The 24,012-nt window shown below is 69.2% G+C and carries 26 protein-coding genes; 11 read left to right on the forward strand and 15 right to left on the reverse strand.

Annotated elements, in window-relative coordinates; translation table 11 throughout:
• Positions 1 to 37: 37 nt before the first annotated feature.
• Together B0293_RS09330 and B0293_RS09335 are read right to left on the reverse strand one after the other, a co-directional pair.
• Positions 38 to 1,204 (reverse strand): glutathionylspermidine synthase family protein, encoded by a 1,167-nt coding sequence (locus tag B0293_RS09330; protein WP_005149562.1) that lies wholly within the window; start codon positions 1,202 to 1,204, stop codon positions 38 to 40.
• The gene (locus B0293_RS09335) at positions 1,205 to 1,813 is read right to left on the reverse strand and encodes a hypothetical protein (RefSeq protein ID WP_245191797.1); all 609 of its coding nucleotides are present in this window, start codon (positions 1,811 to 1,813) and stop codon (positions 1,205 to 1,207) included.
• 94 nt (positions 1,814 to 1,907) lie between these two features.
• On the opposite strand from B0293_RS09335, the gene B0293_RS09340 reads away from it, so the two are divergent.
• The 4 genes from B0293_RS09340 to B0293_RS09355 all read left to right on the forward strand — a co-directional run bounded on the left by B0293_RS09340 (position 1,908) and on the right by B0293_RS09355 (position 5,253).
• Entirely contained in the window at positions 1,908 to 2,918 is a 1,011-nt protein-coding gene (locus tag B0293_RS09340) for a septum formation family protein (RefSeq protein ID WP_005149560.1), read from the forward strand.
• 4 nt (positions 2,919 to 2,922) lie between these two features.
• The gene (locus tag B0293_RS09345) at positions 2,923 to 3,273 is read left to right on the forward strand and encodes a metallopeptidase family protein (protein WP_005149559.1); all 351 of its coding nucleotides are present in this window, start codon (positions 2,923 to 2,925) and stop codon (positions 3,271 to 3,273) included.
• Between the two features lie 212 nt (positions 3,274 to 3,485).
• Positions 3,486 to 4,757, forward strand: coding sequence for an MFS transporter (locus tag B0293_RS09350; protein WP_005149557.1), 1,272 nt, complete (start codon positions 3,486 to 3,488; stop codon positions 4,755 to 4,757).
• Positions 4,758 to 4,818: 61 nt separating this feature from the next.
• Entirely contained in the window at positions 4,819 to 5,253 is a 435-nt protein-coding gene (locus tag B0293_RS09355; RefSeq protein WP_039914854.1) for a hypothetical protein, read from the forward strand.
• A gap of 5 nt (positions 5,254 to 5,258) precedes the next feature.
• On the opposite strand, the gene B0293_RS09360 is transcribed toward B0293_RS09355, so the two are convergent.
• The 3 genes from B0293_RS09360 to pheA form a co-directional block, all read right to left on the reverse strand.
• On the reverse strand, positions 5,259 to 5,909 hold the full coding sequence (locus tag B0293_RS09360; RefSeq protein ID WP_005149554.1) for a DUF4232 domain-containing protein: 651 nt from the start codon (positions 5,907 to 5,909) through the stop codon (positions 5,259 to 5,261).
• A 155-nt stretch (positions 5,910 to 6,064) separates the two neighbouring features.
• Complete coding sequence (locus tag B0293_RS09365; protein WP_005149551.1) at positions 6,065 to 6,685, reverse strand: histidine phosphatase family protein; 621 nt, start codon at positions 6,683 to 6,685, stop codon at positions 6,065 to 6,067.
• On the reverse strand, positions 6,682 to 7,590 hold the full coding sequence (gene pheA / locus B0293_RS09370; protein WP_005149549.1) for a prephenate dehydratase: 909 nt from the start codon (positions 7,588 to 7,590) through the stop codon (positions 6,682 to 6,684). Before pheA ends, B0293_RS09365 begins: the two co-directional genes overlap by 4 nt.
• A gap of 97 nt (positions 7,591 to 7,687) precedes the next feature.
• Between pheA and B0293_RS09375 the strand changes: the two genes are divergently transcribed.
• The 3 genes from B0293_RS09375 (at position 7,688) to B0293_RS43680 (ending at position 10,069) form a co-directional block, all read left to right on the forward strand.
• The gene (locus B0293_RS09375) at positions 7,688 to 8,329 is read left to right on the forward strand and encodes a macro domain-containing protein (protein ID WP_005149548.1); all 642 of its coding nucleotides are present in this window, start codon (positions 7,688 to 7,690) and stop codon (positions 8,327 to 8,329) included.
• 157 nt (positions 8,330 to 8,486) lie between these two features.
• Positions 8,487 to 9,419 carry a type I pantothenate kinase gene (coaA, locus tag B0293_RS09380; RefSeq protein WP_005149547.1) on the forward strand — a complete coding sequence of 311 codons (933 nt, stop codon included), beginning with the start codon at positions 8,487 to 8,489 and terminating at the stop codon, positions 9,417 to 9,419.
• 479 nt (positions 9,420 to 9,898) lie between these two features.
• Positions 9,899 to 10,069 (forward strand): hypothetical protein, encoded by a 171-nt coding sequence (locus B0293_RS43680; RefSeq protein WP_005149546.1) that lies wholly within the window; start codon positions 9,899 to 9,901, stop codon positions 10,067 to 10,069.
• A gap of 33 nt (positions 10,070 to 10,102) precedes the next feature.
• Here B0293_RS43680 and B0293_RS09385 read toward each other — a convergent pair whose 3' ends face one another.
• The 5 genes from B0293_RS09385 to B0293_RS09405 all read right to left on the reverse strand — a co-directional run bounded on the left by B0293_RS09385 (position 10,103) and on the right by B0293_RS09405 (position 14,845).
• Positions 10,103 to 10,519, reverse strand: coding sequence for a type II toxin-antitoxin system VapC family toxin (locus B0293_RS09385; RefSeq protein WP_005149545.1), 417 nt, complete (start codon positions 10,517 to 10,519; stop codon positions 10,103 to 10,105).
• Positions 10,516 to 10,815 (reverse strand): type II toxin-antitoxin system Phd/YefM family antitoxin, encoded by a 300-nt coding sequence (locus tag B0293_RS09390; protein WP_037315524.1) that lies wholly within the window; start codon positions 10,813 to 10,815, stop codon positions 10,516 to 10,518. The genes B0293_RS09385 and B0293_RS09390 overlap by 4 nt, the downstream gene beginning before the upstream one ends.
• Positions 10,816 to 10,885: 70 nt before the next feature.
• Positions 10,886 to 12,442 (reverse strand): DUF1841 family protein, encoded by a 1,557-nt coding sequence (locus B0293_RS09395; protein WP_039914961.1) that lies wholly within the window; start codon positions 12,440 to 12,442, stop codon positions 10,886 to 10,888.
• A 199-nt stretch (positions 12,443 to 12,641) separates the two neighbouring features.
• The gene (locus B0293_RS09400) at positions 12,642 to 13,955 is read right to left on the reverse strand and encodes a hypothetical protein (RefSeq protein ID WP_005149541.1); all 1,314 of its coding nucleotides are present in this window, start codon (positions 13,953 to 13,955) and stop codon (positions 12,642 to 12,644) included.
• The gene (locus B0293_RS09405) at positions 13,952 to 14,845 is read right to left on the reverse strand and encodes a nitrate- and nitrite sensing domain-containing protein (protein WP_005149540.1); all 894 of its coding nucleotides are present in this window, start codon (positions 14,843 to 14,845) and stop codon (positions 13,952 to 13,954) included. Before B0293_RS09405 ends, B0293_RS09400 begins: the two co-directional genes overlap by 4 nt.
• A gap of 151 nt (positions 14,846 to 14,996) precedes the next feature.
• Between B0293_RS09405 and B0293_RS09410 the strand changes: the two genes are divergently transcribed.
• From B0293_RS09410 to B0293_RS09425, 4 genes are all read left to right on the forward strand, one after another.
• The gene (locus B0293_RS09410) at positions 14,997 to 15,314 is read left to right on the forward strand and encodes a nucleotide pyrophosphohydrolase (protein WP_005149538.1); all 318 of its coding nucleotides are present in this window, start codon (positions 14,997 to 14,999) and stop codon (positions 15,312 to 15,314) included.
• Between the two features lie 89 nt (positions 15,315 to 15,403).
• Positions 15,404 to 17,905 carry a M14 family zinc carboxypeptidase gene (locus B0293_RS09415; protein WP_039914848.1) on the forward strand — a complete coding sequence of 834 codons (2,502 nt, stop codon included), beginning with the start codon at positions 15,404 to 15,406 and terminating at the stop codon, positions 17,903 to 17,905.
• Positions 17,906 to 17,914: 9 nt separating this feature from the next.
• The gene (locus B0293_RS09420; protein WP_005149536.1) at positions 17,915 to 19,054 is read left to right on the forward strand and encodes a hypothetical protein; all 1,140 of its coding nucleotides are present in this window, start codon (positions 17,915 to 17,917) and stop codon (positions 19,052 to 19,054) included.
• A gap of 9 nt (positions 19,055 to 19,063) precedes the next feature.
• Positions 19,064 to 19,690, forward strand: a complete 627-nt coding sequence (locus B0293_RS09425; RefSeq protein WP_005149535.1) for a response regulator — start codon at positions 19,064 to 19,066, stop codon at positions 19,688 to 19,690.
• Between the two features lie 4 nt (positions 19,691 to 19,694).
• Here B0293_RS09425 and B0293_RS09430 read toward each other — a convergent pair whose 3' ends face one another.
• The 5 genes from B0293_RS09430 to B0293_RS09450 all read right to left on the reverse strand — a co-directional run bounded on the left by B0293_RS09430 (position 19,695) and on the right by B0293_RS09450 (position 24,008).
• Positions 19,695 to 20,972 (reverse strand): HAD family hydrolase, encoded by a 1,278-nt coding sequence (locus B0293_RS09430; protein ID WP_039914844.1) that lies wholly within the window; start codon positions 20,970 to 20,972, stop codon positions 19,695 to 19,697.
• Positions 20,973 to 21,014: 42 nt separating this feature from the next.
• A complete protein-coding gene (locus B0293_RS09435; protein ID WP_005149532.1) occupies positions 21,015 to 21,623 on the reverse strand; it encodes a histidine phosphatase family protein in 609 nt (202 codons plus the stop codon).
• A gap of 9 nt (positions 21,624 to 21,632) precedes the next feature.
• The gene (locus tag B0293_RS09440; RefSeq protein WP_005149531.1) at positions 21,633 to 22,274 is read right to left on the reverse strand and encodes a class F sortase; all 642 of its coding nucleotides are present in this window, start codon (positions 22,272 to 22,274) and stop codon (positions 21,633 to 21,635) included.
• On the reverse strand, positions 22,271 to 22,750 hold the full coding sequence (locus B0293_RS09445; protein WP_005149530.1) for an excalibur calcium-binding domain-containing protein: 480 nt from the start codon (positions 22,748 to 22,750) through the stop codon (positions 22,271 to 22,273). The genes B0293_RS09440 and B0293_RS09445 overlap by 4 nt, the downstream gene beginning before the upstream one ends.
• Positions 22,751 to 22,862: 112 nt before the next feature.
• Positions 22,863 to 24,008, reverse strand: a complete 1,146-nt coding sequence (locus B0293_RS09450) for a GAF domain-containing sensor histidine kinase (protein ID WP_005149529.1) — start codon at positions 24,006 to 24,008, stop codon at positions 22,863 to 22,865.
• Between the last annotated feature and the right edge of the window lie 4 nt (positions 24,009 to 24,012).

A 24,012-nucleotide genomic window follows, 5' to 3' on the forward strand; every position in this document is an offset into this window, starting at 1 on the left:
ACAGGCCGAAAATGTCAGGTTTGTGCGGTTGCTTCTATCACGACTCGACGATGCGGTGCGGGACGAACGCCGCACCGTCGTCCGTGACGAGGCCCGCGGTCTCGCGGATCCCGAGGCCGGCGGCCTGGTCCCCGACGATCCACGCGCCCAGCGCGGGGCGGTAGCCCTGGAACTCCGGGAGCGGGTCGAACGCCTGGTAGACGTAGCCTTCCGCGCCGTAGACGCCATCGGTCTGCGTCTCGTACCCGGTGGCGACGATCTGCACGTTCGCGCCCTCGCGGCCGAGTTTCGGCTTGCGGACGTACTCGGTCAGCAAACCGGGGTCGTCGGCGAAGGCGGGCAGCAGGTTCGGGTGTCCCGGGTAGTTCTCCCACAGGATCGCGAGCAGCGTCTTGTTGGAGAGGATCATCTTCCACAGCGGCTCGACCCACAGTGTGCGCGGCATGGTCTCGACGGCGAAGCGGCCGAACTCCTCGTCGACCACCCATTCCCACGGGTAGAGCTTCACCACGGTCGCCATCTGCGCCTCTTCGAGGTCGACGAACCGCTTGAGCACCGGGTCCCAGCCGATCTCCTCGATCGACAGGCCGACGGTGTCGAGCCCGGCCTCGGCGGCGGTCTCCTGCAGGTACGCCGTCGTCACGTGGTCCTCACCGGACGGATCGGCCGAGGACCAGGTGAAGTGCAGTTCGTTGGAGGGCAGCTTGTCGGCGAGCTCGCCCCAGCGCTCGACCAGCTTCTCGTGGATCGAGTTCCACTGGTCGTCGTCGGGGAAGACCGCGGTCTTCCAGTGCCACTGCAGCACCGCGGCCTCGAGCAGCGAGGTCGGGGTGTCGGCGTTGTATTCGAGCAGCTTCGCGGGGCTCTTGCCGTCGTAGCGCAGGTCGAACCGGCCGTAGACGTGCGGATCCTGCCGCTTCCACGACTCCGCGATATGCGGCCAGACCCACTCGGGGATGCCGAAGCGGTGGTACTGCTCGGTCGTGATCACGTTGTCCACGGCTTCGAGGCACATCGAGTGCAGCAGTTCGACGTCCGCCTCGACGGACAGGATCTCGTCCATGTCGAAGACGTAGTGGACCGACTCGTCCCAGTACGGCCTGGACTTGCCGGCGCCGTCACGGGCGGGGGTGCCGAAGACCAGGCCCTGTTCCTCGACGATGTTCTGCCAGTCCCGCCGGGGCGGCTTGGAATCCCGATACAACTACGAGCCCCCGCTCTTGCCGGTACCGCCGGAGGTACCGCTCTTGCCGCTGATGCCGAACCCGCCGCGCTGGACGGACTTGCCCGATTTGGTGCTGACGTTCGCCCGCGACGACGGCGGGTCGTACGAGCCGCCGGACACGCGCTGTCCGATCGCGCCGGTGCCGCCGTAGTTGTAGCGGTAGCTGTTGTACGCGCCGCCACCGATCGGGATGAAGAAGAAACCGCCGCTGGAGTAACCGCCGTGCGACCGCACGTAGTTCTCGTCGCAGTTGTCGTCGTTGTCGACGATGCCGTCACGCGTGCAGGTCGCCGTGACCTCAGTCGGCTTCGCGACGGTGTAGAAGGTCGCGACCAGACCGACCAGACCGACGGTCACCCCGGTCCCGATCAGGAGTTTCTTCTTGGTCGAAGACTTCTTCTCGGCGGCGCGGGCCTGTTCGGCCTGGAGCGCCTCTTGTCGTTCCTGCTCCGCCACCGCCTGCTGCCGCGCCCGCTGCTCGGCCAGCGACGGCTGCCGCGCCTGCGTGCTGCCGTCCTGAAAGCGCATGGTGCCGCGCTTGGGCGGCTCTTGAGGCGGCTGTGCCCCCTGGTTGTCATCCTGCGTCATCGAAGCTCCGTAATCGCCCGCCGGCCCGAACCCGTGTCCAACACTAACCACCCGGTACGCGCACCTTACGTGCGGCGCGGGCATCATGGAGTGGATGTCTCAACAGGCCGAGCGGTTCCGTGATCCGCGAAACGCGCTGAGCACCCTGCGCACCCGGCTCGTCATGGCCGGTGTGTTCGTGGGCGCGATCATCGCGCTTTCGCTGAGTGTGGCTTTCTCGTGGAACGTGGGCCCGGAGGGCGGTGCGGGCGGCGGCGCCCCCAAACTGTCGCCCGCCGCGGTCGAAGCGTTCCAGTCTCCCCCGGGGACCTGTCTGACCTGGAGCAACCCGGACGCCAACGACGCGAAGCGCGTGTCGTGCGCGGAGCCCCACCTGTTCGAGGTCACCAGCATCGTCGACATCGGCGCGCAGTACCCGGCGGGCGTGCCGAGCCCGAGCCTGGAGCAGTGGCAGGAGATCTCCCGGTCGCGCTGCACGGTCGACGTCAAGCCGTACCTCGGCCGCACGCTGGACCCGTACGGCAAGTTGAGCATGAACCTGCTCCGGCCGACGCCCGCGCAGTGGGAAGACGGCGACAGGCAGCTTCGGTGCGGTCTGCAATGGGCGGGCCAGGGCGGCAAGCTCCAGCCGACCAAGGGGGCGGCGAAGGAGCAGGACCAGTCCGCGGTGTGGGAGCCGGGCACCTGCCTCGCGCTGCTCAACAACAGCTTCGGCGACCCGATCGACTGCGCGCAGCCGCATTCGTACGAGATGATCGCGACGATCGACCTCAAGACGAAGTTCAAGGACGGCTACCCGTCGCAGGAGCAGCAGAACACCTGGCTGGACACCGAATGCTCGACGGCCGCGCAGGAGTACACCGGCAACGCGGACCTGGCGGCGAAGAAGCTCATCCTCAGCTGGGACGTCCGCGAGCAGGAGAGCTGGGACGCCGGGTCGACGCTGGTGAACTGCAAGGTGGCGGCGGTCCTGCCGGAAAACAAGGGGCTCGCCCCGGTCACCGGGAGCGTCAAGGTCGGCAACGGCGGCGGCAACGGGGACGCCCCGCCCTCGGACGGCGGCGGCCCGCCGGCGTCCTCCTCGGCGCCGAAGACCGGCGGGTGATCCGGTGCCCGTCGAGATGACCCGGCAGCGCTTCGAAGAGCTGGTGTCGGAGGCGCTGGACGAGCTCCCGCCCGAATTCGCGGACGCCATGGACAACGTCGTGGTCCTCGTCGAGGAGTTCAACGAGGAGTCGCCCACGATCCTCGGGCTCTATCACGGTGTCGCGCTGACGGAACGGACCCACGAGTACGGCGGGGTGCTGCCGGACCGGATCTCGATCTACCGGCGCCCGCTGCTACAGATGTGCGACTTCGAGGAGGACGTCGTCGAGGAGGTGCTGATCACGGTGGTCCACGAGATCGGGCACCATTTCGGCATCGACGACGCGCGGCTGCACGAACTCGGCTGGGGCTGAGCCGCCGGACGGGCGATAGCAAAGGTCCCTTGCTCCCCGCCGACGGATTCCGCGCCGGAGGGGGCATGGTGGGTGATTTTTGTGCGTCGGGCACCAAGGGTTCTCCGGATTCTTAACTGGACGTAACAACGCCGCCACTTTGAGCGACAGCCCCGCTAAACTTTCGACCACGTTGTCGTCGGCCGGCGCCGGCGAATGCCTGGGGAGGCGGAATGGCCGAGTCGACGGTGCGCGGGCGCGGGGACCGGCGGTTGCGCTGGCTGCTCGCGTCCAGCGCGGCGTCGAATCTCGGCGACGGGATCGGCAAGGTCGCGTTCCCGTTGCTCGCGGTCACCCTGACCCGGGATCCGCTGCTCATCGCCGGTCTCTCGGCGACCCAGTTCCTGCCGTGGCTGCTGTTCGCGCTCCCGGCGGGCGCGCTGCTGGACCGGATCGACCGGCGGCGCGCGATGATCCTCGCCAACAGCGCCCGCGCGGTCGTCGTCGGCGGGACGGCCGTCCTGGTCGCGGCCGGCGGGGTGACGATCTGGGCGGTCTACGCCGCCGCCCTGCTCATCGGCGTCGCGGAGGTGGTCGCCGACAGCGCCGCGAACGTGCTCATCCCGGCGGTCGTCGGCGAGGGTTCGCTCGACGGCGCGAACAGCAAGCTCCAGGCCTGCGAGATCGTCGGCCAGACCTTCCTCGGCGGGCCGGTCGGCAGCGCCACCTTCGCGCTCTTCGCGACGTTCCCGTTCCTGCTCAACTCGGTGGGCTTCGCGATCGCCGCGGTCGTGCTGCTCGGCCTGACCGGGAGCTACCGGGCCCGTCCTTCGACCACGGCCTCCAAGAGCTCGCGCACCGCGCTTCGCACCGAGCTGGCGGAGGGTTTCCGCTGGCTGAAGCACAGCGGGCTGGTGTTGCGCCTGGTCGTCGTCGCCGGATTGATCAGCCTGGTCAGCGAACTCGCGCAGGCGCAGCTGGTGCTGTACGCGATCGACTACCTGCGTCTCAGCGAAGCGGCCTTCGGGGTCTTCGCGTTCGTCGGCGGCATCGGCGGCCTGCTGGGCGCGGGGGTGGCTCCGCGGCTGGTGAAGGTGTCCAGCCGCCGCGCGGTGCTCCTCGGGGGCACCGCTTTGTGCGGTGTGGCGTTCACCGGCATGGGCCTGACCGGCTCACCGGTGGCGGGGGCGGCGCTGTTCGGCCTGTTCGCGGCGGCCGTCGTCGCGGTGAACATCGTGCTGGGGACGGCGCGGCACAAACTCGTCCCCGGCGAACTGCTCGGCCGGATCCTCGGCGTGTGGCGCACCGTCGTCTGGGGAGCGATCCCCCTCGGCGCGCTGCTCGGCGGGCTCCTGACCCACGCCCTCGGTTCCCCGGCCCGGACGTTCCTGACGTCCGGGCTGCTGCTGTTCGGAGTAGCCGCTTTCGCGTTCGTCTCGTTACGGCGAGGCGCCTTCGATGACGAAACGGCCACGGAGGTCCGGGTTCTCCACCAAGACCGGTGAAAACCCAGGCCTTTGGTGCTGAAATATCCCATCACCGCCAGCTGGTGACGGGAGGTCCGCGATGCAGCAGACACTGGTGCCGGAGGCCGGCGTGGGGACGACAGAACCTTCCAGACGCCCGCAAGTGCTCACCGCCGTCGCCGGCTTCGTGATCGGCGGTGGCGTGATCGGGATGCTGTGGGCGCTCTCGGGCGTCAACGCGGGAGCGCTCGAAGACGCGCAGGACGCGTGCCAGGCCCTGGCCAGGGTCGGCACGATCCCGGACACCACCGACTCCCCCGGCGACCGGACCGTGGCCGTGCTGGCCCCCGAGATCCTGCACCGGATGACGGCCGCGCGCGAACTCTCCGCCGCGGCGGCCGCCGCCAACGACACCTACCGGCCGCTGGCCGAACACATCGACGGCGTCAGCCGGATGGTGTTCAGCCTGCACTTCAACGAGATCTCCGGCCAGCGCCACCTGGCGCAGGCCGAACAGCTCTGCACCCAGCTCTGATTTCGTCAGCCCTTGTGGACGGTCTTGACGGTCAACTGGTTGCCCGGGATCTTCCCCGCGCAGCCCAGTCCCTGCACCGCCACGAAGTTCGAGGCCGTCTCCTGCGGCAGGTACACCCGCAGTCCCCGGGTCTCGGTCGGCTTGCAGGCCGCCTCGTCGTAGTTGCGGACGTTCACGAAGCCGATGTCGGCGGCCGCGCTCTCGCCGCTGTTCAGCTGGACGGGCCCGCCCTTGTCACCGTCGCGGTACGCGGCCTCGCCGACCTGATGGCCGTCCGCGCCGGTCACGTAGGAGACGCCGGGGAAGCCCTGGATGGTGCACGGGTGCCCGCTCGTGTTGGTGATCACGAGTTGCCGGTACACCGTGCCCGCGGCCGCGTCGCCGCCCCCGACGGACAGCTTGACGTCGCCCGCCTTGCAGAGCCCGTCGTTCTTCGGTGCCGGGGCGGGTGCCTGAGGGGGCTGCGAGGCCGGTGCCGGGCTAGACGAGCTCGCGCTGGGCGCGGCCGAGGTTTCCGGCGCCGAACTGGACGGCGGCACGGACGAGTTCTGCGCGACAGGCGTGCTTTCCGAACCGCAGGCGCTGAGCAGCAGGAGCCCGGCGGTACCCGCGACGAGACCGCCGATGGAGATCATCTTCGAACGAACCATGGTCATTCGCCTCCCTGTAGTCGACCGCTGCCGGGTGACCCACCGTTCAGTAGACGTGTTGTCCGCCGAAGGGGTTGCGCTCAGCCCGGTTAATTCCCCACAAGGTGTTAATCGATCTTGTGGGTGTATTCCCCGGCGGGAGCGGAGGCAAACGTCCCTGGTCAGCGTTCGACGGAGATGTCAGCCCAGCTGAGACAGGTCCAGCCGGCGGCGGTCGCGACGAGTTCGACGACGCCGGTGTTGGGGATGAGGCCCTGATTGGCGATCTCGGCGGTCACGTTCCCGGCGAGCCATTCGCCACCCAGGCGGATGGCGCCGCCGTGGCTGACCAGGACCACCGTGCCGTCGGGATCGGCCTGTTCGTGCTTGGCGCGCAGCCGGGCGACCGCGTCGAGCATCCGGGTGCGGACCTGCGTGCCGGTCTCGCCGCCGGGGATCGGCGGGTCGAGCTCGCCGAGCGTCCACCGGCGCACGACGCTCATGTACGTCGTGATCGAGTCCTTGTCGGTCTTGCCTTCGAGGTCACCGGCGGCGACCTCGTGCACGCCGTCGACGACCTGGACGTCGAAGCCGAGCTTGGCGGCCAGCGGCCCGGCCGTCTGCTGGGCGCGGACGGCCTGCGAGGCGTAGACCGCGACGATCGGCTCGCCGTCGAGCCGCGTCGCGAGGTCCCGGGCCTGTTCGCGGCCCAGGTCGGTGAGCGGCGGTCCGGGCAGCGCCGTGTCGAGCGCGCCCCGCACGTTGCCGTCGGTCTGGCCGTGGCGGACGAGGAGAAGTTTCACGCCTGTGCTCCCTTCCGTACCGACTCGACCCAGGCGATCGCGTCGGTGAAGTCCTCGTTGGCGGCGCCCGGCTCGATCTCGGTCGTGCCGTTGTCCGCGCGCGGGTGGGAGCCGAGGAACCGGACGTTGCGGCACCGGCGGCGCAACGCGGCCAGCACGTCGCCGATCCGGGGCTCGGCCACGTGGCCCTCGAAGTCGATGAAGAAGCGGTACTCGCCGAAGTTGTTCCTGGTCGGGCGGGCGTCCAGCTTGGTCAGGTTGATCCCGCGGACCGCCAGCTCGGTGAGCAGTTCCGCCAGCGCGCCGGTCCGGTTCGTCGCGGCGGCGACGATCGACGTGCGGTCGGCCCCGGTCGGCGCCGGCAGCTCGCCGGGCGCGCGGACCAGCAGGAACCGGGTCTTGGCGTCGCGGACGTCGGCGACCTCGGTGGCCAGCACCTCCAGCGGGTAGTGCTCGACGGCGACCGGCGCGGTGACGGCGGCGTCGAACTCGCCCGCGTCGACCGCGACCGCCGCAGCCGCGGTGGACGACGTCGCGACCGGATGCGCGCCGGGCAGGTTCGCCTCGACCCAGTGCCGGACCTGGGCGAGCGCGTGCGGGTGACTCGCCACGGTGCGGATCTCGGTCGTGCCGGGCCTGGTCAGCACGCTGAAGTGGACCGGCAGCAGCGCCTCCGCCACCGCGACGAGCGGCTCGGCCTCGCTCAGGCTGTCGAGGGTGGCGGTGACCGCGCCCTCAACGGAGTTCTCGATCGGCACGCAGGCCGCGTCCGCCGCGCCCGAGCGCACCGCGGCCAGTGCCGCCGGGATCGTCTCGGCGGGGATCAGCTCCTCGCCGGGAGCCAGCCGGCGCGCGGCCTGTTCGGTGAAGGTTCCCTGGGGGCCGAAGTAGGCGATCCTTGACACCCCGCCAGATTACGCACGCCGCGGGTGGCGACTTTCACTCGGACAGCCGGTACGCGCACCGGTTACGCCGGGTGGCTTTTTTTGCCATGCTTAGGGCGTGACCGCCGAACCGGGCACGCACACCGGCCGAGAGGATGCCGGCTCCTCCTTCGCTCCCCTGCCGGACCGTCCCACGCCAGAGCTGGTGCTGTGCGCCGTCGATGACCTGCTCGCCCAAGCCTGGGCCACCGTCGCGGACACTGTGGACGGCAGGGTCTTCGTGCACCGCGGGTCCGTGCTCGACGTCGTCGCCCAGGCCGTCGTCAGCCCCGCGAACTCCTACGGCTGGATGCGCGGCGGCATAGACGCCGTCTACGCCCGCGCCTACCCGGACGTCGAGCAGAACGTGCGCAGCGCCGTCCTCGCCTACCACGGCGGGGAGCTGCCGATCGGCGAAGCGGTGATCGTGCCCACCGGCGAGGCGGAGCCCGCCTGGCTCATCAGCGCGCCGACGATGCGGGAACCCGGCGAAAGCCTTCCCCGCGACACGGTGCACCCGTACCTGGCCGCCAGGGCGGTGTTCCAGCAGTGGCGTTACGGCAGCCTCGACCAGGGCCGGGTCCGGGACCTGGTGCACACGATCGCGATGCCCGGACTCGGTACCGGCGTCGGCGGGGTCGCGCCCGCCTCGTGCGCCCGGCAGGTCGCCGCGGCGTGGGACGAGGTCTTCGCCCCCGGCCGTCCCCGTAACGGACGGTAACGCCCCGAAGCGGGGTACATCACATCGAAGCGCGTTCACGAGCCGTAAGCCCTACCGTTAAAGCGGCTTCATCCGGTTCGCGGCACGTTCACCCGCCGAGAACTCGTCAACACGGTTTTGTACGGCGCCAGCGCAGGCGACGGGCGAGGAGTGTGCGATGCCGCGGGTCCGTGAGCTCAGTCCCTACGTCGAGCTGCACCGTGAGCAGTGGCGCGAGTTGCGCAGGTCGACTCCCCTGCCGCTCACGGCAGCGGAACTGCTCCGGCTGCGCGGTCTCGGCGAACAGGTCGACCTCGCCGAGGTCGCCGAGGTCTACCTGCCGCTCTCCCGGCTGATCAATCTCCAGGTCGCCGCCCGGCAACGGCTGTACGAAGCCACCACCACCTTTCTCGGTGAAGACAGTCGGGGCACCAAGGTGCCGTACATCATCGGGATCGCCGGCAGCGTGGCCGTCGGCAAGTCGACCACCGCGCGCATCCTGCGCACCCTGCTCGCCCGCTGGCCGGATCACCCCAGGGTCGACCTGGTCACCACCGACGGGTTCCTCCACCCGCGCGCCGAACTGGTCCGGCGCGGGATCATGCACCGCAAGGGCTTCCCGGAGAGCTACGACCGGCGGGCGCTGCTGCGGTTCGTCACGGAGGTGAAGTCCGGGGCCGAACGGGTCAGCGCACCGGTGTACTCGCACCTCGCCTACGACATCCTTCCCGACGAGGAACAGGTAGTTCAGCAACCCGACATCCTGATCCTCGAAGGGTTGAACGTCCTCCAGCCCGGCCCCCGGCTCAGCGTCTCCGATCTGTTCGACTTCTCGATCTACGTGGACGCGGCGACGACCGACATCGAACGCTGGTACGTCGAGCGCTTCCTCAAGTTGCGGCACACCGCGTTCGCGGACCCCGCGTCACACTTCCACCACTTCGCCGGCCTTCCGGACGACGAGGCCCGGGCCGAGGCGCGCCACCTGTGGCGCACGATCAACGAGCCGAACCTGATGGAGAACATCAAGCCGACGCGGCCGCGGGCGACCCTCGTCCTCCGCAAGGACGCCGACCACGCGATCAACCGGGTCCGGCTGCGCAAGCTCTGAACGGCGAACTCGCGTGCTCGGACGGCCAACACACGTGATCAGACGGCCAACTCGCGTGCTTGGACGGCGAACTCACGTGATCGAAGGCGCGACTCGCGTGATTGAAGGCGCAACTCGCGTGATGGGACGCGGGACTCGGGACACTGAAACTTGGGACGCTGAGTAGCCGGACAGGCACGGAATCTCTACTCACGGCGAGCGTTCACGGGGACTTCCAAGATCATTTAGCCGGAGCTCGATCACCCGGGCGAATTCCGGGCGTTCCCTCACAAGGACCAGCGGTCGCACCACCGGCGAGACCTGGTCACCGGCCTGTCGCGCACCGCGACCGGCGAGCGGCTCTCCTCGGCCGATCGGCCGATCCACGCTCAGTACGTGTAACCGGTTGGCCGATACCGGCTACAGCCCCCCGAGGCGACCCTTGTGTCAGGGGTTCAAGAGGTCTCGAAAAAGGACCTTGAGCAGGGAGGAGGCTCACGATGTTCTCGATCATCCTGACCTGGGTCGGCTCGATTCTCGGACTCGCGCTCCTGGTGGCCATGGCCGCGGGCACCTTCTTCGTCGACTTCGACGACGCCCGCGGGGACCGTCGGCGGAAGAAGCCGCAAGTCACGGAGAGCAAGGGCACTCCCGCGGCACCACTGGGCTGATAGCGCCCGCTCACCAGCGCGAACTCAGCGAACTCAGTCGAACGGGTTGTGCACCTGCGCCCCAAGTCCCGCCATGTCGGCGAGGTTCCGGGTGACCAGGGTCAGCTCGTGGACCCGGGCGGTCGCGGCGATCAGCCCGTCGATCGACGGCACTTTCCTCGGCGCGTACTGCCTGCCCCATTCGGCCGCGATCTCGGCGGTCACCGGAAGGATCCGTTCCGAGAACTGCGCGGTGAGCCCGGCCAGCCACTCGGCCAGCGCGTCCGCACGCTCCCTGTCCCGCTCACCTCGATGCCTGAGCTTGCTTATCCCCCTCTCGATCTCTCCGACGGTCAACGCGCTCAAATAGAGCCTGCTCGACGAAACCCCGCCCCACCACCGGGCGAAACCCGGGTTCTGGCTGCGGCGCCGGGCCTCGGACACGATGTTCGTGTCCAGCAGGAAGCTCACCCGCTCACCTCCACGACATCCCTCGGCAGGTCCTCCGCGCGTTCGGCGGCGATCTCCTCCAGCACGTCGGCCAGCGCCTCCCCGTATTCGGGATGGTGCTGCTCACCGGAGAGCACGAGCTTGAAATCGACGGCTTCACCGCCTCCGGCCAGCCTGCGGTAGTCCGCGATGTCCAGCACCACGGCCACCTCCTCCCCATGTTTGGTGACGAACTGCGGCCCTTCGGCCGCGGCCCGGCGCAGCAGCTCGCTCAGCCGCTGCTTGGCGTCCTGCACTTGCCAGGTTGCTGCTTCCATCTAGACAGACTAGACGGAATGGGAAGGGTTGGCAAGATCGAGAGAGGTGGAGCGGGGGCTTGCGGGGGCTTCAGGACAGCTCGTCGAGCGCCTTCCGGTAGTCGTCGACGTCGTAGTCCATCTCGTGCTCGCCCGCCTCGACAAGCTGAGCGGCCAGGGTGTCGACGAGGCGGTCGAAGATCTCGTCGCGCTCTTGCCCGGCCTCCGTCAGCCGCCGCACGGCCTGCCAGACCTCGGCGGGCTCGTCGGCCCAGAGCTGGTCGACGATCGTGGTCTTGAGCGCGAGCCGCATCCTCGGCTCGCCGTCGAAGGTCTCCTCGGCCAGCGCCTCGTGGTACTCGGGGTGCTCGCCGATCACCAGCAGACGGCGTTGTTCGGGGTCGGCGGGCTCGAGCTCCAGCTCCTCGTCGCCGATCTCCGTGTAGACCGTCGGGACGGCGAACATCCGGCGTTCGAGCGCCTCGGCGAGTTCCGCCGGGTCTTCGATCCCCTCGGAGCCGTCGAAGTAGACGTCGAGCGCGGAGTCCTCGTCCTGCGCGAACTCCTCCAGGAACTCGGTCGTGCTCTCCAGCAGCGCCACGCGCGCGGCCTCGGGGAGGCCGGCGCGGCCGGCGGCCCAGGTGACCCAGCCGAGCAGCGCGGGCTCCAGCGCGGACTCGTACGCCTCGTCGACCTCGAACTCGCCGTCCAGCAGCGATTCGAGGAAGCGGGCGAGCTTCTCGGGACCGACGCGCAGCGGGCTGCCCGGTTCGGTCTCGCAGCCGTGGTCGACGAGCAAGCGCGCGTAGAACCGCGTCGCCTCCGTGTCCTCCACGAGCCCGGACCCGACGAAGTCGGCGACGACCTCTTCGCGGACCTGCTCGGGCCATTCGGTGACTTCGGGCGAGGGTTCGGGAGCGGGCAGCGTCCGGATCCAGGCCAGCGCGAGCGCGTGGAACCGCGCGTAGTCCTCGCTGACGTCGGGCTCCTCGACGACGTCCGTCGCGGCCAGCCCGTCCGCGAGCAGCTGGTGGGCGCGTTCGGGCAGCACCCGCTCCAGCGTCACCAGATCCGGGTCGTCGGCGGCCTGCTGCCGCATCTCGGCGAGGACGTCCTGCGGCTTGTCGACCACGACGACGTCGCGGATCCGGCCGCCCTCGGTGAAGTCGACCAGCGCGAGCAGACCGTGCTCCACACCGCCGCGGGAGAACACGCAGAGCAGGGAAGACTCGTCACCGAAGACGTCACCGGTCCGCCAGCAGTCCCCGACGGTCACCGCGGCCAGGTCGGCGACCCACTCCGGCTCCGGGATCCCTCGGCCCAGCACGGTGTTCAGCGCGGCGGCAGCCGCCTCGCGCTCCTCGTCGGTCTCGGCGAAGACCCGCAGCCCGGCGAGCAGCGCGGCCGCGGCCGGGGTGATCTTCCGCTCGGCGAACGCGATGAGCTCCATGCCCAGCGGCGTCTCGTCCTCTTCGACCTCGATCTCCCACCACTGACCGAGCACCTCGGAGGTCAGCAGCTCGACGTCGAGCACCTCGGGTTCGGCACCGAGGGTCGAGAAGTCCCGGAGGACGTCCTTGAAAAGGCCCGTCACACTCGGGGTGGAGGGCTGAGCTGCCTTCTTGCGGGCACGACTGACCGGACTCATGGCGACATGTTTGCACGCGGACCCGATCGGGCTCGTCGCGGTGGTCCCGGGCGCGTAACACGGGGTCCAGGTCGCGGGGAGGACGCGGGCGGACACCGGTTCCGGACCACCGCGACTTCGCTGGCCCGCCCGTATGGCTCGACCTCTTCAGCCGGGTTTTCCTCGGTTCACTTCGAATAACGAGCGGCGCCGGAAGCGGTTACGCCTTGATTGGTTTCGGAATCGCGATTCTCGCCGCCTTGACCTCGGCGATCAGCCGTGTCTTGCGTTTGTGTATTTCCACCAGGGCGCCCAGGTAGGAGCTGAATTCTTCAGCCGTACCGGCCTTTTTGTGGGCCGTGCGCAGTTTGCGCAGCTGCCGGGCCGCTTCGCGATAGGAGTTCGGGTCTTTGTGCGTGATCAATTCTTCGACATGGTCCCGATAGACGGGAATGGTTTCGGCCGGATGGGCGACGGAACGCGAATCCGCGAGTTCGACGCGCACCGGCAAAGAGGCCTCGAAACGCACCGCCGCGCGCCATGCCTCGTCCAGCCGATCCTCGCCGAGCAGCGCGCGAACGAGCTCGTCGGCAGCCTCCGTGCTTTCGGCGGCGAGCTCCCGCAAGCGCGCCAGCGCGGTCTTCCGCTGCGCTACCCACCGACCCGTTTCCAGCGACTCCTCGCGCAGGGCGAGATAGGTAGCCACGCCGGGACTCTCGTCGAAGTCCTTGCGCGACAAGGGAACCGGTTCCTCTTCGGGCGGCGGCACCTCTTCCTTCTTGTCGTGCGTGAGCGCCCGCGCCGCGTGCGCGATGGCCTCGCTGTGCCGTCCCGCCGCGCGCAGCACGCGCACGATCTTGAGGCTGACGTCGACCCGCGGCGGCTTGGCGGCGAGGATCGCGACGAGCGCGTCGACGTCGCCGGACACCTCCGCCAGTTCCTCGCGCAGCCGCTCGGCAGTCTCGTGTTTCGCGCCGGTCCGATGCCCCGCGAGCACACTGTCCACAGTGGATTTTATGCGCTCGATCCCCTTGTCCCCCAACGCGGAGGCGAAGTCCGCCAGCTCGATGGCAGGCCAGCCGGGTCCGTCGAACTCCACTTCGAGGATCCAGTCGGCCAGGCTCTCCGGATCCGGCGGGCGCGCGACACAGGCCCGCGCGTACAGCTCGACCGCCCGGTCCAGCCTGTCCGCGACCTCGCCCGAGGTGTCGTCGATCTGCTCCAGCATCTCGCTGATGTCGTCCACGGTCCGACGGGCGAGCGGGGCGAGATCGGCCCGGCTGCCCGCGTCGAGGAGCCGCTGAAGCGTGTCGAGGACGGAGCCGACCTTCGCGGCGTACTCGACGTTGCCCGCCAGCACGGCGGTGTCGAGGAGACGGTGCGCCTCGGCGAGGTCACTCCCCTGGGTGGCGAAACGGTTCTCCAGGGTCTGCCGTAACACAGGGTCACGCTCGGCCTGGGCGTGCAGCAGGTCCGCCAGCGTCTCCGCGTCCAAGGTACGCAGGTAGGGGCGCAGATCCGTCGTGGAACTCACCTGGACAAGTCTGCCCGACCGGTTCGCCGACTCGTGTGGGCCAACAGCGTGCTCTTTTCGGCGTAATCGCTCACCAGGTGTGACCAGTCCGGCGGCGCCACTTCGACCCGCGAAGGGCAGCGGATGATCGGGACCGGGAGCCGTCGGGCGAGCTGCATGACGATCGCCATCACCACCCCCGCGAGCAGCGCGATCGCCGTCGCGGCGGCCAGGGCACCGCTCAGCACCCGGCGTCCGCCGTCGACCGCGAGCTGCGCCGAATACTCGATCTGGCGGGCGGCGAGGCCGCCGAGGGATCGGCCGACGACGCCGGCCGCGGCACGCCAGGCGTCCTGGCCGACGGGCGGCGGCGTGGCCGCGCTCAACGCGGTTTCGACTGCGCCGAACCGGCTCCAGTCCACACTCGTGACCAGATTCCGGTAAGCCCGGCGATTACTTTCCGTCAGTTTTCCGGCGACGGCGTCGAGCCTCGACCGGTAGGCGCCGACGGCGGCGGCGTAGTCGCGCCGTCCCTCGTCGTCGATCCCGGCGACGGCCAGGGAGTCACTGCGGTCCATCCCTTCGACAACGGTGAGCAGTTCGACGGCGATCGTCTGCTGGTAACCGGCCTCGGCGTCGGGGGCCGCCCTCGCGATCTCGCGCAGGGACGAAAGCGAGGTGTCGATGCGATCGGCGTACGCGAAGTAGGAGGCGGAACGGCTGCCCGGTGCCTTCAACGCGACGGCCCGTTCCCGTTGCAGCGCCGCGATCTTCCGGCTCGCCTCGGCCATGGTGACCGCGCCGTTTTCGGCGTCGTCCCGATCCTGGATGGCCTGCTGCACGAGGAATCCGCCGATGAACAACGCGACGAGCACCAGGGCCGCGCAGGGGACGAACGCGATGGAGAGCATGCGAGAGCGAAGGCTTCGCTGGTACGTCAAGACTTTCCTTCCGGATCGGTTTCCCGACGGCCAGCGACGTTAGGCAAGTTGCAAATTGCGCGTCAACGCTCGTCCGCCATACGGCCGTTAGCGCACCGTGACGATCTGGTAGGCACGGCACGTGACTCTCGACAACCTCAACCAGCGCCTCCGCGACTTCGCCGCCGCACGGGACTGGGAGCCTTTCCACACGCCGAAGAACCTGGTCATGGCACTGTCCGGCGAAGTCGGCGAGCTGATTTCGCTGTTCCAGTGGCTCACCCCGGAGGAGTCCGCGAAGTGGCGGTCCGATCCTGAGCTGGCGCACAACGTCGTCGACGAGATCGCCGACGTCACGCTGTATCTCCTCCAGCTGGCGAACAGCCTCGGGGTGGACCTGATCGAAGCGGCCAACGCCAAGATCGACCGGAACGAGCACCGCTTCCCGGCGCCCGATTAGGCACCTTTCGGATCTTGTGGGGCGTTCGTTCGGCGGAAACACTGGGCCGACGTCCCTGGAGGTGGCCCTTGTCGCGTTCGGCTCGCACCGTGGTCCTGGCTTTGATGCTCTCCCTGAGCGCGGTCGCCGCGCCGGCGTACGCGGCGCCACCGCCCACGACACCACACCGGGATCCCGGTAACGGGCCGGAGCGCAACGACGTCGCCGCGACCGACCCGCCCGTGAGCGCCGCGCGGGCCGCGAGCGGCGAGAACGTCGCGGGCGATCATTCCGGCTATCCGCGCAAGACCAAGCTGCGCGTGTATCCGGAGAATCCGGCCGACAAGTCGATCAAGCTCGGGCTCGCGCCGTATCACGCGCTCGCGCCGAAGCTGAACGCGTTGCAGGCGCGCAGCGACCGGATCTCGGTCGAAGTCGCCGGACAGTCCGGCCTCGGCCGTGACCTCTACCTGGTTACGGTCACCGCGCCCGAAAGCCCGTTCGAGACGCGACGGCAGGACGCGTGGCGGTCGCTGATCGAGAACGATCCGGCCCGTGCCGCGCGCGATCCGTTCCTGCGCCACGGTTACAAGGCACCGGTGTGGATCAACAACAACATCCACGGCAACGAGTGGGAGGGCACCGACGGCGCGCTCCGCGTCATCGAAAGGCTGGTGACGTCGAACGATCCGAGGACCGCGGACCTGCTGAAACGGAACCGTTTCTACTTCAACGTCACGGCCAATCCGGACGGCCGGGTCGCCGGTACGCGGCAGACGTCGCAGGGTTTCGACCCCAACCGCGACTTCGTCACCGCGTCGCAGCCGGAAGTGCGGGCCATGCGCGGGATCGCCATCGGCAAGCAGCCGCTGATGATGCTGGACGAACACGGTTACGTCGAGAACACGCTGATCGAGCCGACCACGCCGCCCCACGGCCAGAACTACGATTTCGACCTCTACATCAAGCACGGATACGCCAACGGCCTCGGCATGGAACAGGCCGTCAAGGCGCTGGGCCGACCGGAGACGGCGAAGCCGGAGATCCCGTTCCGCGACTACGAACCCGGCAGCTGGGACGGCTGGGCGCCGATCTACACCGCCCAGTACGCGATGTACCACGGCGCGGTGTCGTTCACGATCGAGATCCCGATGCGGGTCAACAACGCGGAGTACGAAACGCAGCCGGTGGCGGAGCTCCAGCGGCGTTCGGTGATCAACACCGAGGTCGTCGAAGCCACCATCGGCAGCACGCTGGACTACGTCGACCGCAACCGCGGTGAGCTGATCGCGAACCAGATCGAGATGTTCCGCCGCGGCACCGCCGGTGAGGCGCAACGTGAGATCCCCGACGGGTTCGTACCCGGCTTCGGGCCGGAAGACCGCTACCGCACGGAGTTCCCGCGCGCGTACGTCATCCCCGCCGGCGCGGACCAGCGTTCGGCCGTCGCCGCTTCGCGTCTCGTCGATCACCTGGTGGCCAACGACGTCCGGGTACGGCAGGCCGATCGCCCGTTCTCCCTGTCCGGGCGCCGCTATCCCGCCGGTTCGTACCTGGTCGACATGCACCAGCCGAAGCGCGGCCTGGCGAACGTGATGCTGGAACGAGGCAGCGACATCTCGGCGAAGGTGCCGGTCATGTACGACATCTCCGGCTGGAGCCACCGGCTGCTGTGGGGCGCTTCGGTCGACATCGTGACCCACGGCAGGCTCGACGTCCGTACGCACGACGTCGTCGCGGCCTCACCCACCGGCGGTGTCGACGCCGCGCCCGGCCGGGACCTGGCGCTGAAGCTCGTCGACGGCAAGGACGTCAGCGCCGTCAACGACCTGCTGAACCGGGGTCTCGCCCTGGGGCGCGCGGACGACGGCACGATCATCGTCCCCGCGTCGGCGCGTCCGGCCGCCGCCGAGGTCGCGGACCGCTACGGCGTCCGGTTCACCGAGGCACGCGGGACGGCGGCGCCGTTGAGCCGCAAGACGATCGCGGGCGCCGTCGGGCCGGACGAGCTGAAGGCGTTGCGGGACATGGGCTTCGAGGTCCGGCCGGTGTCGGCGGCGGTGCTGAACGCGGGCTTCGACTGGTCGCGGATCGACCTGCTGTTCGTCTCTTCGGGACTGCGGTACACCGATCTCACCCCCGCCGCGAAGGACGCTTTGCGTGCCTTCCTCGCTCGCGGCGGTGTCATCACCCGAGGTGCCACGGGCGCGCGTTTCAACACCGACGCGGGCCTTCTCGAAGCGCGTCCGGTGGCGGGCTGGGAGGACGGCAACGGCGTGGTCTCGGTGACCGGCGGGACCGGTCCGGTGGGCGGCGGCGCGCTGCCGGACTCGTTCGTCTACGGACCGTTCTGGTTCACCGATCTCGGCCCCTCGGTCCAGGTCGAGCAGCGCTACGCGAGCGGGAATCCGCTGGTCGCGGGGCATTGGCGGACCCGAGACGACGGGACGGGCGGGCCACTGGAGGCGGCGGGCCAGGCGGCCGTCGTCTCCGGGACGTCGGCGCTGGGCGGACGGGCGGTGCTGTTCGGCACCGAACCGTTGTTCCGCGATCACCCGAAGGGCTTGTACTCGCAAGTGGCCAAGGCGATCTTCTGGGCCACCTCGAAGTAACGTGGGGGAATGCCCGTATCCCGTGGCCGAAAGCCGAAGAAGAACAAGAAGCAGGCAAAGGCGCAGAAGACGTCGGCCTTGGAACCGGCCGCCCTGCCCGCTTGGATGCCGGAATCCATCGAGAACGTCCTGGACGGGGCGAGTGTTCTCCTGAAGTCGGAAAGCCCTCGCGAACTCGACCAGGCGACCGCCTCTCTGCTCGGTGGCGAGCTCCATCGCGCGCTGCTGGGCGAGAACGACGGCCTCGACTTCGACCTGTTCTTCGAAGCCGTCGTCCTGGCTGCGACGAACGCGGACCCGCGCCAGGAACTTTGGCTTCTGTTGCAGGGGATGAGCGCGATCTCCCCGCCGGGGTTCGAGTCGTTCGTGCGCGCCGGCGTGAGCACACTGCGGAAGGCGTTGCGGTCGGAAATCCTGCCCGACTGGCCTCAGCTGACCTCGAAGAACAAGGCCACCGGCGACGTCTGGGAAATCCAGGACGTATACGGAACACGTCTCGGCGTGCTCGCGGCCTTCGCTTACCCCGGTGGCGTGGCCCCGACGGTCTACCTGTTCGAAATCGATACGTCGTGGATCCCCCGCCTGGATGGAGGTGGCGTCTACGACTCGCTCGATCAAGCCGTCGAAGCATGGCGACAACGTTTCGGCGAGCAGGCCGCCCCTGTGGCGGTGACCGACCCACGACGGCTGGAAGGTCTCGTCAGCCGCTCACTGGACCTCCTCGGCGACGAGTCCCGCACGACCCTCGACAACTGGTACCGCGCCGAGCGTCGGTACTTGGACCTCGACACCGCGATGAAGAACCGCGGTCTGCGGTTGCCGCCTGGCAGCTACTACGTCGACGTCGACCCGGCGGTGATGACCGGTCCGTTCAACGCCTGGCATCTCGAGACCTTCGGCAACGAACCCGACGACCTGGTCGTCGAAGACCTGGCCGCCGAATGGATGGAGGGCATCGTCCCGGCCACCTGGTTCGCGGTGTCACCGGACCGGCTCGATCACCTCGGCGCGCTGATCGGCGACTGGCCGGACGACACCGTCCGCCCCGCCGCGCAGGCACTGCTGCCGAAGTGGGTGAGGTGGCTGGGCGACCGAGCCGACCTGCCGTCTCCGCTGGTGGAAGCGATGGTCGCCAAGGCGACGAAGTAACGTGGGGGTATGCCGATCCAGGTGCTGCTCATCGACGACCACGAGGTGGTGAGGCGCGGTCTGCGCGACCTCCTCACCGACGAGCCCGACATCGAGGTCGTCGCCGAGGCGAGCGGGGTCGACGAGGCCCTCGCCGTGGCGATGCACGTGGAACCGGACGTCGCGGTGGTCGACGTGCGGCTCGGTGACGGCGACGGCATCGCGCTCTGCCGCGAGCTGCGGTCGAAGGCGAACCCGCCGCAGTGCCTGATGCTGACCGCGTTCGACGACGAGGAGGCCATGGTCGGCGCGATCATGGCGGGCGCGGCCGGGTACCTGCTGAAACAGGTCCGCGGCCAGGACGTCGTCAACGCGGTCCGGGAGGTCGCGGCGGGCCGGTCGCTGCTCGACCCGGTGTCGACCGCGCGGGTGCTGGACAAGCTGCGGCATCCGCCCGAGGACGAACTCGGCTCGCTCACCGAACGCGAGCGCGAGGTGCTGGAGCTGATCGGGCAGGGGATGTCCAACCGCGAGATCGCGGAACGCCTGTTCCTCGCCGAGAAGACGGTGAAGAACTACGTGACGTCCGTCCTCGCGAAGCTGGGGATGCAGCGGCGCACGCAGGCCGCGGCGTGGATCGCACGCCGCGACCGCTAGCGCGTCAGGGGTGCACGGTGTCCCGCTGGTCCGGGATGACCGTGCCGTCGTCGCGCAGCACCGGACCGTGCGTGCCGTCGGCGTTCTCGTACGCCGTCGTCGAGCACGGGTAGGTGCGGTTCAACGCCGGGAAGGGCTCGATGAACATCGGGTTCACCGCCCACTTGCCGTCCGCGTTGTCGTAGGCGCGGCACATCAGCTCGTCCTTGTTGCGGTTGAGCGTGACGCGGACCCCGGTGGCGTCGCGCAGCATCGTGACGTCGGTGGTCGCGTCGCCGCCGGCGAGCGCCTGCCGTTTGTCCGCCGGGGCCGCTTCCATCGCCTTCGCGCCGCGGATCCCGAGGATCCGTTCGTTGATGTAGCAGCGTTTGCCGTCGATGTAGGTCATGATCTCGTCGGCGCCGTCGGCGTGCCCGCCGCAGCCTTCGAGGTGCCCGTTGATCCGGCCGTTCGTGGTCTGCGAGTAGATCCCGAGCGTGCGGCTCGGCGGGATGCCGACCGCGGCACCCCAGACGTCCGCGAACTCCTTGGGCGAGGCGGAAACGACCCAGGTGGAGAAGCCCGCCTTGTTCAGCGTCGCGATCAGGTCCTTGATCTCGGGGTAGTAGCGGATCCACGCGACCTGGGTGCTCGAACCGACCTTCTGGGTCGCCCCGATCGGGGCGAGCAGCGCCGTGGCCCTGGCCTGCCGGGCGATCGCGCGGACCTCGTCGGGACGGTATCCGGCGTTGATCTGCGCGACCCAGGCGTAAGCCGCCTCCATGTACCGCCGGTCGTTCCCCGCGAAGACCTCTTCGCCGGTGGTCGTCTTCGCGTTCTTCCGCACCGAGAGAAGTTCATCGGCGCACGCGATGTTCTTGCTGGTCGGAAGCGGCTTTCCGGCCGGGGTCGTGGTACCGCACGCCTTGCTCAGCGCGTTCGCGCCGTCGTCGGTCATGAACCGGCTGGTCGTCCGCCAGTCCTGGTTTCGCGGCTGGAGGACCTTGTCGTGCCGGATCATCCAGAAGACGGTCTGGTCGGAGATGTCGTTCTTGATGACCGTGTTGTCCCAGTCGAACACCGCGACCGGACGCTCGCCGTGTTTCGCGCCGCAGCGGCCGCGTTCGTCGATGACCCGCTGGATCTTCGCCGCGTTGCCGCCGTACCAGTGGTCGGCCAGCCGCAGCTGCGGACAGCGTGACGTCGTCGACACAGTCGAAGCGGCGGCGGACGTGCCGGGCATGGCCACCGGTACGACCGCCACGGCGGCGGCAAGGGCCACGGCTCGCAGGAACCTCGGCATGTCATCTCCCCACATCATCGTCGGCTGTCCGGGGAGATCCTGTCATTTCCCGGCGAGGGTGACGACCTGCCGGTTGTGAAAGTAATCGTCTTCACGGAGCACGGTGACGCTGCCGGGTGAACCGCGGAAGTCGACGTACCCGGCCGCTTCGAGCGGCATCCGGATCCAGGCCGCGATGACGAAGGTGAGCGCGCCGCCGTGCGTCACGACGATCTGGTGCTCGCAGCGGCTTTCGAGGATCGACTCCATCGCCGCGTACACCCTCGCGGCCATCGCGCCCTTGGTTTCGGCGCCGGGGATGCCTTCGTCGTGCCCCAGCCGCTCGCCTACGGCGGGCGGCGGGACGAACCGGCTGTCCAGCCATTCCTGCGGCTTGCCCCCGGCTTCCCCATACGACTTCTCGCGCAGCCGCCGGTCCAGGACCGGTGTCACGCCGAGCCGTTCGCCGATCACCTCCGCCGTTCGCGCGGTGCGGCGCAGGTCCGAGGCGTAGAGCTCGACGTCGTCCGGCACTTTCGCGCGCAGCGACTCGGCGACGGCGGCGGCCACGCGCTCGCCGCCGGGGGTGAGCCCGGAATCGAACCACCCGCCCACAACGCGGTCGACGTGGTGGGTGGCCTCAGGATGCGTGACGACGTAGACGGTGCGCATCCTCCGAATCTAAGCGCGGGTCAGTCTCGCGAAGGCGACGACGTTGTCGAGGTAGTTCCCGGTCGAGGAGTCGAAATCCCCGCCGCAGGTGATCAGGCGCAGTTCCGGCTCGGTCGTGTCGCCGTAGACCCGCTCGGTGGGGAAGGACGTCTTCGGATGCCGCTCGACGGCGTACACGGTGAACACCGCGGTGACCCCGTCCTCACGGTGGACCAGGGCTTCGTCGCCGGTCCTGAGTTCCTTGAGCCTGCCGAAGACGCCGGGGATCTTCTTGTAGTCGACGTGCCCGGCGAGGACGGCGGGCCCGATCTCGCCGGGTGCCGGACCGCCGGCGAACCAGCCGGTGGTGATCGCGTCGCGCGGTACCTGCAGGCTACCGTCACCGGCCAGGCCGAGGTCGACGATCTCGCCGGTGCGGACACCGATCGAGGGGATTTCGAGCGTCGCCGGTTTCGCGGGCGCGAGCGGCGGGGTGGCGGTGGGCGTGGGTGCCACCGCGGTCACCGTCGATGGTGCCGTAGGTGCCGCCGGTGACGTGATCCTGCCCGTCGTCGGGGCGGTGCACGCGGTCAGCGCGGCCGCGAGGCCCACCCCGATGAACGTGCCGATGACCAGGGGAAACGGCCATCGGCACCAGGAAGCCCGGGTCATCGCTCGGCACGCCGCCGGAGCAGCAGGGACGCGCCCGTGGCCGACGCGGTCAACAGGACCGTGCCGGTCAGCGCGACCGCACCGATCTCCAGGAGACCGCCGTTGGGTTCGGCGGGTTCCCCGCCGCCGGTCGCGACGCCGCCGACGGGCTTGACCTTCACCTGGTCGGCTCTCGCGGGGCCGCCGAAGCGGGATTCGCAGGCATATCCGTCGTGGTCACCATCGAGCTTGTACGGATCACGCGGGTTCTTCTTGAGTTCGGCCTGCGCGGCCGCCTGCGAGGGGAAATCGGCGCAGTCCTTGTCGGGGAATTGCGCCGGACCTGTTTCGCAAGCGATTCCGTCGAACCGGAAGCCCTCGCAGCTCTGGTCGGCGACGGCGGGCAGTTCCAGCGCGAATGCGACGGAAACCGTTCCGAACAACGAGAATCCGGCGAGTATCACGGCCGTGCCGATGGCTCGACGAACCGAGGACATGCGGAGTCCTTTCGCTGGGAATTTCTCTTGAAATCGCGCCTCGGACCCCACTGTTACGGATTAATCCAAAATCCCGAATTGTCACTCGAACGAACGAAAAAGACCGTGAATTTCACACGATCTGATCGAGGGGAACGTCGAAGGCGACCAGAGTTCCCAGGCTCGGCGACGAATTGATCGAAAAACGCCCGCCGGACGTCGTCGCGCGTTCGGCGAGATGCCGGAGACCGCGTTTGGCGACCCCTTGCGGGACACCGGATCCGTTGTCCCGCACGCGGAGTTTGACGCCTTCCGCGTCGCGGCTGAGCGTCACGCGGGTCTCGCTCGCCCCGGAGTGTCTGACCACATTGGACAGTGCTTCGCGCAGCGCGGCGCGGATGTGATCCGCCTGGTCGGCGGGGATGTCGGCGAGTTCTCCCGACAGTTCGAGGGTCGGCGGGTAGCCGAGTAGCTCGCCCGCGATGCGCACCTCGCCCCGCGCGGATTCGGCGAGGTCGGTCGCGGTGACGGTCTCGTTCGCCGGTTCCGGGCTGCGCAGGGCGCGCACGGTGCCGCGGATCTCCTCGATGGTCTGGTCGAGCTGGTCGATCGCCTCGGACAGCCGCGCGCCGTCGGCCTGCGCGAACCGCTTCCGCATGTTCTTGCGGACGCGGTCGAGCTGCATCCCGGCGCCGTAGAGCCGCTGCACGATGACGTCGTGCAGCTCACGCGCGATGCGTTCGCGCTCCTGGTACAGGGTCACGCGGTGCCGGGCGTTGGCGCCTTCCGCCAGCGCGAGGACCACGCCCGCCTGCGCCGCGAAGGCGGTGAGCACCTCGACGGTGCTGGCGGAGAACGGATCCCCGCCGTGGCGGCGGTACACGGTGAGCGCGCCGAGGACGCGTCCGCCCGCGCCGAACGCCGACGCCGCGAAAGGCCCGAAGCCCTGGAGCTCCGGCGGGACGAACGGCGCCGTGCGGGGATCGACGGTGAAGTCCTCGCTGACGACCGGTTCGCCGCCGCGGGCGACCTGCCCGGCGGCGGAATCCGCGGAAAAGGCCAGTCCTCGAAGTCCCCGGGTGTCGGCCCCGTGCGCGGCCTCGGCGACCACCTGGCCGTCGTCCGCGCGCACCATGACGAGACCGAGGTCGGCCTCGGCCAGTTCGACGGCGCGGGCGACCACGGTCTCCAGCACGTCGCCCGGGTCGTCGCCGGACAGGGCGGTGCCGGTGATCTCGGTGGCGGCGGACAGTGCGCGCGCGGCAAGTGTGGGGTCCATGAGC

It is taken from the genome of Amycolatopsis azurea DSM 43854 (assembly GCF_001995215.1).
Classification (GTDB): domain Bacteria; phylum Actinomycetota; class Actinomycetes; order Mycobacteriales; family Pseudonocardiaceae; genus Amycolatopsis; species Amycolatopsis azurea.

Bases quoted from the DNA above. Each gene is read 5' to 3' on its own strand.
- B0293_RS09335 (WP_245191797.1), bottom strand. From the start codon at position 1,813: ATGACGCAGGATGACAACCAGGGGGCACAGCCGCCTCAAGAGCCGCCC.
- B0293_RS09340 (WP_005149560.1), top strand. From the start codon at position 1,908: ATGTCTCAACAGGCCGAGCGGTTCCGTGATCCGCGAAACGCGCTGAGC.
- B0293_RS09350 (WP_005149557.1), top strand. From the start codon at position 3,486: ATGGCCGAGTCGACGGTGCGCGGGCGCGGGGACCGGCGGTTGCGCTGG.
- B0293_RS09355 (WP_039914854.1), top strand. From the start codon at position 4,819: ATGCAGCAGACACTGGTGCCGGAGGCCGGCGTGGGGACGACAGAACCT.
- B0293_RS09360 (WP_005149554.1), bottom strand. From the start codon at position 5,909: ATGACCATGGTTCGTTCGAAGATGATCTCCATCGGCGGTCTCGTCGCG.
- coaA (WP_005149547.1), top strand. From the start codon at position 8,487: ATGCCGCGGGTCCGTGAGCTCAGTCCCTACGTCGAGCTGCACCGTGAG.
- B0293_RS43680 (WP_005149546.1), top strand. From the start codon at position 9,899: ATGTTCTCGATCATCCTGACCTGGGTCGGCTCGATTCTCGGACTCGCG.
- B0293_RS09390 (WP_037315524.1), bottom strand. From the start codon at position 10,815: ATGGAAGCAGCAACCTGGCAAGTGCAGGACGCCAAGCAGCGGCTGAGC.
- B0293_RS09395 (WP_039914961.1), bottom strand. From the start codon at position 12,442: ATGAGTCCGGTCAGTCGTGCCCGCAAGAAGGCAGCTCAGCCCTCCACC.
- B0293_RS09405 (WP_005149540.1), bottom strand. From the start codon at position 14,845: ATGCTCTCCATCGCGTTCGTCCCCTGCGCGGCCCTGGTGCTCGTCGCG.
- B0293_RS09420 (WP_005149536.1), top strand. From the start codon at position 17,915: ATGCCCGTATCCCGTGGCCGAAAGCCGAAGAAGAACAAGAAGCAGGCA.
- B0293_RS09425 (WP_005149535.1), top strand. From the start codon at position 19,064: ATGCCGATCCAGGTGCTGCTCATCGACGACCACGAGGTGGTGAGGCGC.
- B0293_RS09430 (WP_039914844.1), bottom strand. From the start codon at position 20,972: ATGCCGAGGTTCCTGCGAGCCGTGGCCCTTGCCGCCGCCGTGGCGGTC.
- B0293_RS09435 (WP_005149532.1), bottom strand. From the start codon at position 21,623: ATGCGCACCGTCTACGTCGTCACGCATCCTGAGGCCACCCACCACGTC.
- B0293_RS09440 (WP_005149531.1), bottom strand. From the start codon at position 22,274: ATGACCCGGGCTTCCTGGTGCCGATGGCCGTTTCCCCTGGTCATCGGC.
- B0293_RS09445 (WP_005149530.1), bottom strand. From the start codon at position 22,750: ATGTCCTCGGTTCGTCGAGCCATCGGCACGGCCGTGATACTCGCCGGA.
- B0293_RS09450 (WP_005149529.1), bottom strand. From the start codon at position 24,008: ATGGACCCCACACTTGCCGCGCGCGCACTGTCCGCCGCCACCGAGATC.